Annotated in this window: 13 protein-coding genes; all 13 read left to right on the top strand. The window is 65.5% G+C overall.

Features of this window, described 5'->3' with window-relative positions; genetic code table 11:
- The first annotated feature begins 1 nt into the window (after position 1).
- On the top strand, positions 2–490 hold the full coding sequence (locus ACU4E7_RS04950) for a MaoC family dehydratase (RefSeq protein WP_447020844.1): 489 nt from the start codon (positions 2–4) through the stop codon (positions 488–490).
- Positions 487–1,749 carry a CaiB/BaiF CoA transferase family protein gene (locus ACU4E7_RS04945; RefSeq protein ID WP_447020843.1) on the top strand — a complete coding sequence of 421 codons (1,263 nt, stop codon included), beginning with the start codon at positions 487–489 and terminating at the stop codon, positions 1,747–1,749. Before ACU4E7_RS04950 ends, ACU4E7_RS04945 begins: the two co-directional genes overlap by 4 nt.
- Complete coding sequence (locus ACU4E7_RS04940; RefSeq protein ID WP_447020842.1) at positions 1,746–2,657, top strand: HpcH/HpaI aldolase/citrate lyase family protein; 912 nt, start codon at positions 1,746–1,748, stop codon at positions 2,655–2,657. Before ACU4E7_RS04945 ends, ACU4E7_RS04940 begins: the two co-directional genes overlap by 4 nt.
- A 189-nt stretch (positions 2,658–2,846) precedes the next feature.
- Positions 2,847–3,884 carry a TRAP transporter substrate-binding protein DctP gene (gene dctP, locus ACU4E7_RS04935; protein WP_447020841.1) on the top strand — a complete coding sequence of 346 codons (1,038 nt, stop codon included), beginning with the start codon at positions 2,847–2,849 and terminating at the stop codon, positions 3,882–3,884.
- Positions 3,885–3,971: 87 nt separating this feature from the next.
- Positions 3,972–4,469: a TRAP transporter small permease gene (locus ACU4E7_RS04930; RefSeq protein WP_447020840.1), complete on the top strand. Its 498-nt coding sequence runs from the start codon at positions 3,972–3,974 to the stop codon at positions 4,467–4,469.
- 3 nt (positions 4,470–4,472) lie between these two features.
- Positions 4,473–5,753, top strand: a complete 1,281-nt coding sequence (locus tag ACU4E7_RS04925) for a TRAP transporter large permease (RefSeq protein WP_447020839.1) — start codon at positions 4,473–4,475, stop codon at positions 5,751–5,753.
- A gap of 38 nt (positions 5,754–5,791) precedes the next feature.
- A complete protein-coding gene (locus tag ACU4E7_RS04920) occupies positions 5,792–6,028 on the top strand; it encodes an acetyl-CoA carboxylase biotin carboxyl carrier protein subunit (RefSeq protein ID WP_238123210.1) in 237 nt (78 codons plus the stop codon).
- Between the two features lies 1 nt (position 6,029).
- On the top strand, positions 6,030–7,556 hold the full coding sequence (locus ACU4E7_RS04915; protein ID WP_238123211.1) for an acyl-CoA carboxylase subunit beta: 1,527 nt from the start codon (positions 6,030–6,032) through the stop codon (positions 7,554–7,556).
- A 7-nt stretch (positions 7,557–7,563) separates the two neighbouring features.
- Positions 7,564–8,004 carry an acyl-CoA thioesterase gene (locus tag ACU4E7_RS04910; RefSeq protein ID WP_238123212.1) on the top strand — a complete coding sequence of 147 codons (441 nt, stop codon included), beginning with the start codon at positions 7,564–7,566 and terminating at the stop codon, positions 8,002–8,004.
- Between the two features lie 52 nt (positions 8,005–8,056).
- Positions 8,057–9,532, top strand: a complete 1,476-nt coding sequence (locus tag ACU4E7_RS04905; protein ID WP_447020838.1) for an aldehyde dehydrogenase family protein — start codon at positions 8,057–8,059, stop codon at positions 9,530–9,532.
- Between the two features lie 320 nt (positions 9,533–9,852).
- Positions 9,853–10,857, top strand: coding sequence for a DctP family TRAP transporter solute-binding subunit (locus ACU4E7_RS04900; protein WP_447020837.1), 1,005 nt, complete (start codon positions 9,853–9,855; stop codon positions 10,855–10,857).
- A gap of 106 nt (positions 10,858–10,963) precedes the next feature.
- The gene (locus ACU4E7_RS04895; RefSeq protein ID WP_447020836.1) at positions 10,964–11,644 is read left to right on the top strand and encodes a TRAP transporter small permease; all 681 of its coding nucleotides are present in this window, start codon (positions 10,964–10,966) and stop codon (positions 11,642–11,644) included.
- 5 nt (positions 11,645–11,649) lie between these two features.
- Complete coding sequence (locus tag ACU4E7_RS04890) at positions 11,650–13,275, top strand: TRAP transporter large permease (RefSeq protein ID WP_447020835.1); 1,626 nt, start codon at positions 11,650–11,652, stop codon at positions 13,273–13,275.
- Positions 13,276–13,294: the final 19 nt, after the last annotated feature.

The following is a 13,294-nucleotide window of genomic DNA, read 5'->3' as shown; positions in this document are numbered from 1 at the left end:
GATGGATCGCGCCACTGTTGCGACCCTCACCGCGCCGGGCAGCTATTTCGAGGCGTTCGAGGTGGGCGCCGTGATGAAGCATGCCCGCGGCAAGACCGTGGAGCCGTTGGAGAACGTGCTCATCACCAACCTCGTCATGAACACCGCCGCCGGCCATTTCGACGAGCACCTGATGAAGACCGCGCCGTTCGGCAGGCGCGTGGTGTTCGGCGGCGTGACCACCGCCCTCGTCGTCGGCATGGCCAGCCAGGATACGGCGGAGAATGCCCTCGCCGAGATCGGCATGACCGGCCTGCGGCTGAAATTGCCGGTGTTCCATGGCGATACGCTCTATGCCTACACCGAGGTGGTGGCCAAGGAGGAGGCCGAGCGGGAGGATGCCGGCATCGTCACCTTCCGCCACTTCGGCGTGAACCAAGACGATGTGGTGGTGTGCGAATGCGTGCGCCGGGTGCTGGTGAAGCGGGCCAGCCACTGGAGGCCGGCATGAGCCCCCCGGCTGTGGCGCTCGGTGCGCTCGGCGATCTGCGCGTCATCGACATGACGCACTTCCTGGCCGGTCCCTATTGCACCCAGATGCTGGCCGACCAGGGCGCCGACGTGATCAAGGTTGAGCCGCCCGATGGCGACGTCACCCGCACCTTCGGGCCGTTCCATCCGGACGATCAGCTCAAGGCCTTCGCCGGCTATTTCGCCTCGGTGAACCGCAACAAGCGCTCCATCACCCTCGATCTGAAATCGGCCGAGGCGCGCGACGTGCTGCTGCAGCTGATCGACGGCGCCGATGTGATCGTCGAGAACTACCGGGCCGGCGTGATGGAGCGGCTCGGCCTGTCCTACGAGACCTTGAAGGCGCGCAACCCCAAGCTCGTCTATGCCACCATCCGTGGCTTCGGTGATCCGCGCACCCTGTCCAGCCCCTATGGGGACTGGCCGGCCTATGACGTGGTGGCCCAGGCCTTCGGCGGCATCATGGCCATCACCGGCACGGAGAATGGCGAGCCCACCAAGATCGGGCCGGGGGTGGGCGACATCGTGCCGGCCATGCTGGCCGCCTTCGGCATCATCTGCGCCGTGCACCACGCGCAACGCACGGGCAAGGGCCAGTTCGTGGATGTGAGCATGGTGGATTCCATTCTCGCCCTGTGCGAGCGGGTGCTGCACCAATATGCCTATGGCGGCATGGTGCCGGTGCCGCAGGGCAACCAGCATCCCTTCCTCTGCCCGTTCGGCACCTTCCCCACCAAGGACGGTTGGTGCACCATCACCGCCTATGACGATCGCATGTTCGGTGAATTGTGCCGGCTGTTCGCCATGCCCGAGCTGCCCGCCGACCCGCGTTTTTCCACCTGGGAAGGGCGCTATGAGAACCGGGTGGCGCTGATCGGGATCCTCTCCGCCTTCACCGGGGTTCGCAGCAAGAAAGAGCTGCTGGACCTGCTGGGCGGCAAGATCCCGTTCGGTCCCGTCTACAACGTCGCCGACATCATGTCCGATCCCCATTTCGCCGCCCGCGAGATGATCGTTGCCGTGGAGCAGCCGGGCATGGAGACGCCCGTCACCCTCGCCGGCACGCCGGTGAAGATGACGGCGACGCCCGGTGGCATCCGGCGTCGGGCGCCGCTGCTCGGCGAGCACACCGAGGCGGTGCTGGCGGAAGCGGGCCTTTCCGCCGATGCCGTCGCCCGCCTGAAGACCGCCGGCGCCTTCGGCCGGCCCCGCACTCCCACCCCAGAGACTGCAGCATGAGCACCCGTCCCCAGCGCCTGCGGCGCGTCCAGCTCGCCGTTCCCGGCTCGTCGGAAAAGATGATCCGCAAGGCCGCGGCCTCCGATGCCGACCACGTGTTCCTGGACCTGGAAGACGCGGTGGCGCCGAGCCAGAAGGCGGCGGCCCGCAAGAATATCGTCGAGGCCCTCAACACCCTCGACTGGGGTCGCAAGACCCGCTGCGTGCGCATCAACGACCTGTCCACCAAATACACCTACCGCGACATTCTCGAGGTGGTGGAAGGCGCGCGGGAAAATATCGACACCTTCATGATGACGAAGGTGAAGACCCCGTCCGACATCCTGTTTGCCGACACCCTGCTGAGCCAGATCGAGCAGGACCTCGGCCTCACCAAATCCATCGGCCTCGAAGCCCTGATTGAGGAGGTGGAGGGCCTCCAGAACGTGGAGGCGATTGCGAAATCGTCGCCGCGTCTGGAGGCTTTAATCTTCGGCATGGGGGATTTTTCCGCCTCCATGGGGGTGCTCATCACCCCCGACGGCAAGGTGGGGCCCTATCCCGGCGACGTGTGGCACTATTCGCGCTTCCGCATGGTGATGGCCTGCCGCGCCGCGGGCATCGATGCGGTGGACGGGCCCTATGCGGATTTCCGTGATCCGGCCGGTTACACCGAGGAGGCTTCCCGCTCCCTCACCCTGGGCTGCGTGGGCAAGTGGGCGATCCATCCCGCGCAGATCGAGTGGGCCCTGTCGGTCTTCACCCCCGACAAGGAGCAGGTGGCGCGGGCCCGCAAGCTCGCCGCCGCCTATAAGGACGCCGAAGCCCAGGGGCTCGGCGCCATCCAGGTGGACGGCACCATGGTGGATGTCGCCTCCATCCGCATGTTCAGCGCCATGCTGAAGAAGGCCGATCTGATCGGCATGTGATTTCGCCAATGTGTGAATGCGTAGGCCTGCGGTGTCATCCGCAGGCGGTTGCGCCGACCGCGCCGCGTATGGCCGGTTCCACGTGCTCTCGGTCGCGGCATCGCGGCCGATCCTGAAAAAAGAAACGGCATCAGCCGGCACTTCCAGTTCCAACGACGATTTCCAGATCGACCGAAAGAAGAGGGGAACATGGACACCTTCAAACTGTCGCGGCGAGGCCTCCTCGCTGCATCCGCCGCCGTGGGTGCCAGCCTGGCCATGCCGGCCATCGGCGCCCGCGCCCAGACCGTCTTCAAGTTCAAGATGTCCACCGATGACGCGCCCGGCCACCACCGCCACGCGGTCGTCACCAAGTGGCTGGAGATGCTGAAGAAGGAGTCCAATGGCGAGCTCGATATCGAGCTGTTCCATTCGGCCCAGCTGTTCAACGATGTGAACGTGCCGCGGGCCCTGCGCCAGGGCGCCATCGACATGGCCATGCCGGGCAATTGGGTGCTGGGCGGCATCGACCCCAACAACGACATCTTCCTTCTGCCCATGTTCTTCGGCGTGCCGCAGCCGGCCATGCATCCCGTCAGCGACGGGGCGGTGGGCCAGGCCATCAACAAGCAGCTGGAAGACAAGCTGAAGGTGAAGGTGATCGGCAAGTGGCTGGATCACGGCTACAGCGACACCCATGCCACGCGCATGATCGGCTCCAGCCTTGATCTGAAGGGGCTGCGCGTGCGCAGCTTCGGCGGCGCCGGCACCGAGGCGCGCATCCGCTATTTCGGCGGCGATCCGGTGCTGGTGCCGTGGGCCGAGGTGCCCATGGCCCTGAGCCAGGGCAATTTCGTCGCCATGTATTCCAATTCGGCCGGCGTCGCCTCCTCGAAGCTGTGGGATTCGGGCATCAAGTGCACGGTGGTGGAGCGCCAGTTCTTCCACCAATATATCCCAGTCATCGCGCAAGGTTCCTACGACAAGCTACCGAAGCCGCTGCAGGATCTGCTGATCGGCAGCTGGGCCGACCACATCACCGAATTCCGCGCCATGACCACGGCGGCGCAGCAGAAGGCGTTCGACACGCTGGCCGCCAATGGGGTGACCGTGGTGCGGCCGGAGCAGGCCTTGCTGGACAATATCCGCAAGGGTCTGATGTCCACTCAGGATGAGCTCGTGCCCAAGCTCAAGATCAATCCTGAGCTCGTCAAGATGGCGCTCGCCGCGCTGAAGCAGAACACCTGAGCCGCTTCACCTGACCCGCCTGGCATCCGGTTCCGGCCGGCTGTCCGGCGGGGCTTTTCCACTTCGTTTGCGAAAGGTCGAGCGCTCATGATCGCCAAGGCGCAGCGCTTGTTCGTCGGCATCGTGGGTGCCATCGCGTTGGCGATGTACACCTATCAGATCGTCTCCCTGTGGGTGTTTCACCGCTACAGCATTTCCTGGTTTGCGGAGATCGCGGTCTACATGCTGGTGTGGGCCATGTTCGTGGGGGTGAGCGAACTGGTGCGGATCGATTCCCACATCCGCGCCGATTTCGTCATCTCCCACCTCTCGGTGCGCACCCAGCGTTGGTTCGAACTCATCAACTGCCTGGTGGGCATTGTCTTTTCCGCCTGTCTGATCTGGTACGGCTGGAAGATCACGTTCGACGCCTTCGATCTGGACGAGCGCAGCCCCACCGGCCTCGCCTTCCCGCTGTGGATCTATTACTCGGCGGCGCCGGTGGGCGGCGCGCTGCTGCTGCTGCGTTATGTCCAGCGTTTCTGGGCCTATCTCATGCGCTTCGACGAGAAGACCATGGCGCTCCACACCGCGGTGGAGATCTGAGCCATGTCGATCCAGCTTTTCGGCGTCGTTTTCTTCGCGATGCTCGCCATCGGCATGCCGCTCTATCTGGTGCTCGGCTCGGTTGCCGTCTTCATGTACGCGATCAACGGCGATCCGGTCATCGGCGCGTTCCAGCGCATGCTCGACGGGCTGAATTCCGAGACCCTGCTGGCTGTGCCGTTCTTCGTCATGGCCGCCTCCTTCATGCAGAAGGGCGGGGTGGCCAAGGCGCTCATCGACATGGTGAGCCTGTGGGTGGGGCAGGTGCGCGGTGGGCTCGCCATTGTCGCGGTGGTGGCCTGCGCCCTGTTCGGGGCCATCTGCGGCTCGTCGGTGGCGACCGCGGTGGCCATGGGTGGCATCCTGGTTCCGGCCATGAAGGAGCGGAACTATCCCATGCCGTTCACGCTGGGCGTTCTGGCCTCGTCCGGCACCCTGGGCATCCTCATTCCGCCCAGCCTCGCCATGATCCTGTTCGCGCTGATCGCCGAAGAATCGGTGCCGCGCCTGTTCCTGGCCGGTGTGGTGCCGGGGTTGATCCAGGCCACGATCTTCGTTGCCTATTCCATGTATTACGCCCATCGCTACAAGCTGCCGCGCGAGCCGCGACGCGACCGTGCGGAAGCGGTGAAGGTCACTCTTCACGCGCTGCCGGCCCTGTCTTTGCCGGTGGTGATCGCGGTGGGCATCTATGGCGGCTTCACCACGGTGACCGAGGCATCGGTGGTGGCCGCATCCATGGCCCTGGTCATCGCGCTCTTCTACTACAAGGGCTTCACGTGGCGCGATTGCCTCTCGGAGATCGGCGATTCCGTGCAGGGGGCGGCGGTGATCACCATCATCATCGCCACCGCGCTCGCCTTCGCCCAATGGCTGACCGCCTCCGGCGTGCCCGGCAGCGTGGTGCGGACCATTGGCGAGAGCGGCCTGCAGCCCTGGCAGTTCCTGCTGATCATCAACGTGATCCTGCTCGTCATGGGCATGTTCCTGGAGGCCATCTCCATCATGCTGATCACGCTGCCGATCCTGGTGCCGCTGTTGAAGCCCATGGGCATTGATCCGGTGCATTTCGCGGTGGTGATCACCATCAACATGGAGCTGGCCTTGCTGACCCCGCCGGTGGGCCTCAACCTGTTCGTGCTCTCGAACGTGGCGAAAACGCCGCTCAGCGTGGTCACCAAGGGCGTGCTGCCGCTGCAGCTGCTGCTGTTCGCGCTGCTGATGGTGGTGACCTATGTGCCCTTCCTGTCGCTGTGGCTGCCGAACCTGATCTTCGGCAAGTAGCCGTTCCCCTCTGCCGCCGATCCCACAGGGGCCGGCTCGTGAAGAAAGTTGAACCGATGAGCAAAACCTCAGCGATTTCAGAAGTGTCGGGCTCCGTCTGGCAGGTGCTGGTGGCGGTGGGCGACAGCGTCGAGGAGCATCAGGAGCTGATGGTCATCGAATCCATGAAAATGGAAATCCCCGTGCTGGCGCCGAAGGCCGGACGGGTGAGCGAAGTGCTGGTGCAGCCGGCGGACCCGGTGGCCGCCGATCAGATCGTGGCATGGATTGAGTGAGATGGCGTTTCAAAACGAGATCGAAGAGCTGGAGCGCCGGCGCGCGCGGGCGCTGGCCATGGGTTCGGCCAAGCGGCTGGAGGAGCGCAAGGCGCAGGGCATCCTGAACGCCCGCGAGCGTGTCGCCCATCTGAGCGATGACGGCAGCTTCAGCGAATGGGGGCAGCTCGCCGTCTCCATCCGTCCCGAGGATGAGGCGCGCTCCGCTGGCGACGGCTATGTGAGCGGCACCGCCAGCGTGGACGGGCGGCCGGTGGTGGTGCATGCGGCGGATTTCACCACCCTCGGCGCCTCCACTTCCGCCATCGGTGACAAGAAGTTCCACCATGCCAAGGCCAATGCGGCGAAGAATGGCGTGCCGCTGGTGCTGCTCAACGAATGCGCCGGCTCGCGCATCCCGGACATCATGGGTGGCCAGGGGCTGCACCGGGCGGGGGAGCATTCGGAGCTGTGGCGGGATCGGTCCTCGCCCTGGGCGGCGGCGGTGCTGGGCCTGACCTATGGCGATGGCTCCTTTTACGCCTCCATGTCCGATTTCGTGGTGATGCGGAAAGGCGCGGTGCTGGCGGTGTCGAGCGAGCATGTCACCTCGGTGGCACTGGCCGAGGCGGCTGATCCGCGTGAATTCGGCGGCTGGGAGGTGCAGACCCAGGTGACCGGCGTGGTGGACCGCGCCGTGGACACGGATGAGGAGGCCATCGACCTCATCAAGCGGTTTTTGTCCTACATGCCCTCCCACGGCCAGGAACTGCCGCCGCGCATCGCTCCCGGCGCGCCGGGGGGCGACCAGATGCGGCTTCTGGACCTGCTGCCGGAAAGCCCCAAGCGCACCTATGACGTGAAGCGCCTGCTGGAGGTGATCTTCGACGCCGGCACCCTGTTTCCCCTGAAGGAACGGTTCGCGCCGGTGGCTTTCACCGGCCTTGCCCGGTTGGCCGGGGAGACGGTGGGCGTCATCGCCATCAATCCCCAGCACAAGGGCGGAGCGCTCGATGCGGATGCCTGCGACAAGGTGGTGAGCTTCATCGTCCTGTGCGACAGCTTCAACATCCCGCTCATCACCTTCGCAGATACGCCCGGATTCCTGGTGGGCGCCGCCGGCGAGCGGCAGAAGATGCCGGGCAAGATCATGAATTACCTGCAGGCGCTGGGCGCGGCCACCGTGCCGAAGCTGAGCGTCATCATGCGCAAGTCCTATGGCCAGGCCCATCTCAACATGGGGGCCGGATACTGCGACGAGATGGCGGCGTGGTTCACCGCCGAGGTGAGCCTCATGGGTCGCCAGCCGGCCATGAACGTGCTGCACCGCCTGAAGCCCGGCCAGACCCCGGAACGCTATGCGGAGCTTGAGGCCGAGCTGACCCGCGACACGTCCGCTTACGCACTCGCCAACGCCTTCATGGCACAGACGGTGATCGCCCCCTACGAGACGCGGGATTGGCTGATCCGCATGCGCGCGCTGCACACCCGCCGGCCTTCCGGCGGCATCGGGCTGCGCCGCCTCGCCACCTGGCCGACCACCTATTGAGGATCTGATGGACACCCCCACCACACCGGACCTGCGCCAGCGCGCCGCGTTCGATTTCTTCACGCGCGAAAGCCTGCGCATCGCCGATCTCGACCAGAACCGGCACGTCAACAATCTGGCGTTGCTGGCGCTGCTGGAGAATGCGCGCAACCGCTTTATCGAAGAGCGCACACCGCTGGTTCGCAATGAACAGCGCACCTACATGCTGGTGCATCTCGAGAGCGATTTCATCGGCGAGCTGAACTATCCCGGAACACCGGACGCGGGCTGCCGGATCGTCGAGGTGCGCCGCTCGGCGGTGGTGTTCGGGCAGGGGCTGTTCGATGGCGAGCGCGCCATCGTCACGGGCCGGGCGATCACCGTGAATGTGGATCGCACCCTGCGCAAGGCCACGCCTTTTGATGACGAGGAGCGCGCCAAGCTGCTCGCCCTCATGGCACGGCCCTGAGGCGCCGCACCCGTCTCCCGTTCCGCTCTGACGTCCTGCCGTGAGGTCTGCCATGCGTGATTTCGATCCGAGCCAGATTGCCTTTGCCAACGGCCACTTCATCGGTGGCAAGGTGGTGGAGGGGCAGGGTGGAGACACGGTGACCGTGCGGCGACCGTCGGATGCGGTGGCCTATGCGGAGCTGCCCATCGGCGGAGCCGATCTGGTGGATCGGGCGGTGGTGAATGCGCAGGCGGCGTCCCGCACCAGTGGTTGGGCGACCTGTCCGCCACGGGAGCGGGCGCGCATCCTGCGGCGCTGGGCGGATCTCATGGAGGCGCGCAGCGAGACCCTGGCGCCGCTGGAGGCGTTCGGCTCCACCCGCCCCATCGCCCAGGCCGGCGGCGATGTGGTGTTCAGCGCTGAATGCATCCGCTTCTGCGCCGAATATGCCGACAAGCTCGGCGGCGACGTGGCCGCCACCAAGGCCGACAATCTCGGCCTCATCATTTCCGAGCCCTATGGGGTGGTGGGGGCCATCACCCCGTGGAACTTCCCGCTCATCATGGCCTCATGGAAGCTCGGGCCGGCGCTGGCAGCGGGCAATGCCATCGTGCTGAAGCCTTCCGAGCTCACGCCCTTTTCCACCGTGCGCCTCGCCGAACTCGCCATCGAGGCGGGGATGCCGGCGGGTATCTTCAACGTGGTGCAGGGCACCGGCGCGGTGACGGGAGAGGCGCTGTCGCGGCATCCGGGCATCGGCAAGCTCTCCTTCACCGGCTCCACCCGCACCGGTGCCGCGGTGATGACGGCGGCGGCCCAGTCGGGCATGAAGCCGGTGACCCTGGAACTGGGCGGCAAGAGCCCGCAGCTGGTGTTTGCCGATGCGCCGGATCTCGACCAGGTGGCCGGCCATATCTGCCAGTCCATCCTGGGCAATGCGGGCCAGGCCTGCGTCGCCGGCTCCCGCGTCATCGTCCAGCGGGCGGTGGGGGAGGCGTTGCTGGAGAAGCTGAAGGCGCACTTTGCCGCCGTAGAGCCGGGTCTCACCTGGCTCGCGGCATCGACTTTCTCGCCCATCATCTCGCCGGCCCAGGCGGACCGCATCGACGGCATCCTGGCGCGCAGCCGCGCCGCCGGGGCGGAAGCCCTGGTGGGCGGGGCGCGTTTCGCCGAATTCACCGGCGCCTTCTACCAGCCCACCATCATGACCCAGGTGAACGAGCAGATGCCGGTGGTGCGGGAGGAAGTGTTCGGCCCCGTCATCACCTTCCAGCTGTTTGACGAGGAAGAGGAGGGGTTTGCCCTCGCCGACCATCCGGACTACGGGCTGGCGGCCGGCGTTTACACTGGCGATTTCGCCCGTGGGCTCAGGGCCATGCGCACCCTCCAGGCCGGCACCGTGTGGATCAACCGCTACAACCGCACCGGGGACTTCATCCTGCCTACGGGCGGCTACAAGAGCTCCGGCATCGGCAAGGATCTCGGCCGCCAGGCGGTGGAGGCCAATATGCGGCACAAGACCGTGCTGATCGATTTCGCCGGCTGAGCGACCGCGCGCCGCTGCCCGCTAGGGAGCGGAGACGAAAGGGGGTCGGAGACGAAACGACCCGTGGTCCGTTCGTCGTGCTTGATCCCGCCCTACACGATAACGCATGTTGAAGCGCGGCGTTTTGCTGTACCGTGTGACGCAGCGGTACGGGACGCCGGGTTTGGCGCACGCCATCGGCCGTGGGGAGGGCCGGCTTCAATGCCGGTCACCCGCGGGGTCCGGGGTTCCGTCTTGCCGATTGCCATGCCCGCGCCAACGGGCCTGGCGCGAAAGCCAATAAGCGGGGCCGAAGATGCCCCGAGTGGAGGAACGCCGAGATGAAGAAGCTGCTTCTGGCAGTGGTGTCCGCGCTTGCCCTCTCCGCTGCCGCTCCGGCGGTTCAGGCCGCAGGCTGCGACCCGGGAGAGGTGGTCATCAAATTCAGCCATGTGGTTGCCAATGCGGGCCATCCCAAGGGGGATGCGGCGCGGCTTTTGGCCGACCGGGTGAACAAGGAGATGAACGGCAAGGCCTGCATGGAGGTCTTCCCCAACTCCACTTTGTTCGACGATGACAAGGTGCTGGAAGCCCTGCTTCTGGGTGACGTGCAGCTGGCTGCGCCCTCGCTGTCCAAGTTCGAGGCCTACACCCTCAAGTATCGCCTGTTCGATCTGCCCTTCCTGTTCCAGGACCTGGATGCGGTGGGCCGATTCACGGCCAGCCCCACCGGCAAGAACCTGCTGACGGTGATGAAGGACAAGGGCTACATGGGGCTCGGCTACTGGATTTCCGGCCTCAAGCAGTTCTCCGCCAACAAGCCGCTGATTCTGCCCACCGACGCCAAGGGCCTCAAGTTCCGCATCCAGACCTCGGATGTCGCGGAAGCCATGATCAAGGCCCTGGGCGCCTCGGCGCAGAAGCTCGCCTTCAAGGAAGTCTATGGCGCCCTGCAGACCGGTGTGGTGGATGGCCAGGAAAACACCTGGTCGAACATCTACACCCAGAAGTTCTTCGAGGTGCAGGACGGCATCACCGAGACCAACCATCAGGTTCTCGCTTATCTGCTGGTCACGTCCACCGAATGGCTGGACGGCCTGAAGCCGGACGTGCGCGACCAGTTCCTGAAGATCGTCGACGAGGTGACCACCGGCGCCAATGCCGAAGTGGCCGCCGTGGAGAACAAGAACCGCGAGAACATCATCAAGGCCGGTTCGGTGGTGCGGGTGCTCACGCCTGAGCAGCGCAAGGCCTGGGTGGACATCATGAAACCCGTGTGGAGCCGGTTCGAGAAGGACATCGGCCAGGACAACATCAAGGCCGCGGTGGCAGCCAACGGCGGCTGAGGACCGGGCGGGGGGCATTTGGCCCCCGCCGCTTCGCCGGTGTCGTCACTGGAGCCCACAGTCCTGACCGCATCGCCGCCGCAACGTGGCGGCCTCGGGGAACACCATGGCAGCCTCCTGGCCCTATTTCGCAATCCTTGGTCTCATTGTGCTGCTGTTCCTCGCGGAGCGCCGTTTTCCCAAGGCCGTGACACGGCTTGAAGAGAATATCCTGGCGCTGCTGCTGGCGGCCATCACCCTCATTTCCTTCATCCAGGTCATCGCCCGCTACGGCTTCTCGTCCGGATGGGGCGGGGCCCTGGAGCTCACCCGCATCCTGTTCGCCTGGATGATCCTGTTCGGCATGGGATACGGCATCAAGCAGGGGTTGCACCTGGGGGTGGATGCGGCGATCCGCGCGCTGCCGCGCCGGCTGTTCCGCCTCGCGGCCCTGTTCGGTGCGCTCAGTGTCGTGCTCTATGCGGTGATCCTGCTGTCGGCCGACTGGCTCACCTATCTGGGCGCCCACACCAAGGGCGGCGCGGTGGCGTATTGGACCCGCTTCTACAAGGTCGGCATCGGCCTCGATGACCTGCGCTATCCGCTGTTCATCCAGGAGGCATTCGGGGTTCAGGAGCGGGTGCAGCGCTGGATCGCCTATCTCATCCTGCCGGTGGGGCTGGCGCTGCTCGCCTATCGCGGCCTGCAGGCCTTCGTTCAGATCTGGCGCGGCGAGCGGGAGCTGGTGATCGCCAGCCATGAAGCCGAAGACCTCGTCGCCAAGAACAAAGACGTGTTGAAGGATTGACCGGGATGGAACTCGTCGTTCTCTTCGGCCTCCTGTTCGGCCTGCTGTTCCTGGGTGCGCCGGTGGCGGTGTCGCTGGGCCTGTCGTCCATTCTGACGATCGCCTTCTTCTCCACCGATTCCATGTCGTCCATCGCCCTGCAGCTGTTCACGGCCTCGCAGAACTATACGCTGCTGGCCATCCCCTTCTTCGTGCTCGCCTCGGCTTTCATGTCGACCGGCGGCGTGGCACGGCGGCTCATCCATTTCGCCATTGCCACGGTGGGCCACTTCCGCGGCGGGCTGGCCATGGCCTCGGTGCTCTCCTGCATGCTGTTCGCCGCGCTGTCCGGCTCCTCGCCGGCAACAGTGGTGGCCATCGGCACCATCGCCATCGCCGGCATGCGGCAGGTGGGCTATTCGCGGGATTTCGCCGCCGGTATCATCTGTAATGCTGGCACCCTCGGCATCCTCATTCCGCCCTCCATCGTCATGGTGGTCTATTCGGCGGCCACCGATGTCTCGGTGGGGCGCATGTTCCTGGCGGGGGTGATCCCGGGCCTGGTGGCGGGCTTCATGCTGATGGCGGCCATCTATGTGTTCGCCCGCTGGAAGGGGCTGCCGGCTGAACCATGGCGCGGCTTCGGCGAGATCCTCAAGGGTGGCAAGGAGGCCGGTTGGGGCCTGTTCCTCATCGTCATCATCCTCGGTGGCATCTATGGCGGCGTCTTCACGCCCACTGAGGCGGCGGCGGTGGCTGCGGTCTATGCCTTCTTCGTGGCCTTGTTCATCTACCGCGACATGGGGCCCATGAAGGGAGTGCCCTGGGTGCTGGAGCGGGACAGCCGGCGGGCGCGGGTGGGCTTTTCCGCCACGGTCTATGGCGCCGCCTTCTTCTGCGTTTGGATGATCCTGACCTTCTTCGCCACAGACAAGGTGGAGAGCGCGCTTCTGAACATCCAGACGCGCGCCCTGTCCGGGCTCGCCATCGGCGCGCTTCTGGGTGGCAGCTACATCCTGTGGCGCGGCGAGCGCGCCAGCGTCGGCCAGATCCCGCTCTATCTGGCGGCGAGCCTCCCGGTGTGGGGACGCAACCTAGCGCTGAGCGGCCGCAACGCCTTGCGGGCCTTCTTTAACGAGGAGACGCGCCAGGTCACGGTGGATGCCGCCCGCACGACGATCATGCTCATGTTCATCATCGTCAACGCGCTCTTGTTTGCCCATGTGCTCACCTCGGAGCGGATCCCCCAGGCCATCACCGATCTGATGCTGAACATGGGCTTCAACTGGTTCACCTTCCTGATCGCGGTGAACGTGCTGCTGCTCATCGGCGGGCAGTTCATGGAGCCCTCGGGCCTGCTGCTGATCGTGGCGCCGGTGGTGTTCCCCATCGCCATGCAGCTCGGGGTGGATCCCATCCACCTCGGCATCATCATGGTGGTGAACATGGAGATCGGCATGATCACGCCGCCCATCGGCCTGAACCTGTTCGTCACCTCGGGCATCACCGGCATGAGCCTGGTGCAGGTGGTCAAGGCGGCGGCACCGTTCGTGGTGGTGCTGTTCCTGTTCCTGATCCTCGTCACCTATGTGCCGGTCCTCTCCACCTGGCTGCCCTATGCGGTGATGGGGCCGGAACTGCTGGTGCATTGACGCGGCGAGCCCGCGTCGT

The sequence above is a fragment of the Xanthobacter sp. ZOL 2024 genome, from assembly GCF_052932325.1.
Note: the sequence above shows the minus strand (reverse complement) of the source record. Positions and strands in the feature narration are given on the sequence as shown.

Excerpts from the sequence above, each read along its gene's own strand:
- ACU4E7_RS04925 (WP_447020839.1), top strand. The coding sequence starts at position 4,473 with ATGTCGATCCAGCTTTTCGGCGTCGTTTTCTTCGCGATGCTCGCCATC.
- ACU4E7_RS04890 (WP_447020835.1), top strand. The coding sequence starts at position 11,650 with ATGGAACTCGTCGTTCTCTTCGGCCTCCTGTTCGGCCTGCTGTTCCTG.
- ACU4E7_RS04900 (WP_447020837.1), top strand. The coding sequence starts at position 9,853 with ATGAAGAAGCTGCTTCTGGCAGTGGTGTCCGCGCTTGCCCTCTCCGCT.
- ACU4E7_RS04940 (WP_447020842.1), top strand. The coding sequence starts at position 1,746 with ATGAGCACCCGTCCCCAGCGCCTGCGGCGCGTCCAGCTCGCCGTTCCC.
- ACU4E7_RS04915 (WP_238123211.1), top strand. The coding sequence starts at position 6,030 with ATGGCGTTTCAAAACGAGATCGAAGAGCTGGAGCGCCGGCGCGCGCGG.
- ACU4E7_RS04910 (WP_238123212.1), top strand. The coding sequence starts at position 7,564 with ATGGACACCCCCACCACACCGGACCTGCGCCAGCGCGCCGCGTTCGAT.
- dctP (WP_447020841.1), top strand. The coding sequence starts at position 2,847 with ATGGACACCTTCAAACTGTCGCGGCGAGGCCTCCTCGCTGCATCCGCC.
- ACU4E7_RS04950 (WP_447020844.1), top strand. The coding sequence starts at position 2 with ATGGATCGCGCCACTGTTGCGACCCTCACCGCGCCGGGCAGCTATTTC.
- ACU4E7_RS04895 (WP_447020836.1), top strand. The coding sequence starts at position 10,964 with ATGGCAGCCTCCTGGCCCTATTTCGCAATCCTTGGTCTCATTGTGCTG.
- ACU4E7_RS04930 (WP_447020840.1), top strand. The coding sequence starts at position 3,972 with ATGATCGCCAAGGCGCAGCGCTTGTTCGTCGGCATCGTGGGTGCCATC.
- ACU4E7_RS04905 (WP_447020838.1), top strand. The coding sequence starts at position 8,057 with ATGCGTGATTTCGATCCGAGCCAGATTGCCTTTGCCAACGGCCACTTC.
- ACU4E7_RS04945 (WP_447020843.1), top strand. The coding sequence starts at position 487 with ATGAGCCCCCCGGCTGTGGCGCTCGGTGCGCTCGGCGATCTGCGCGTC.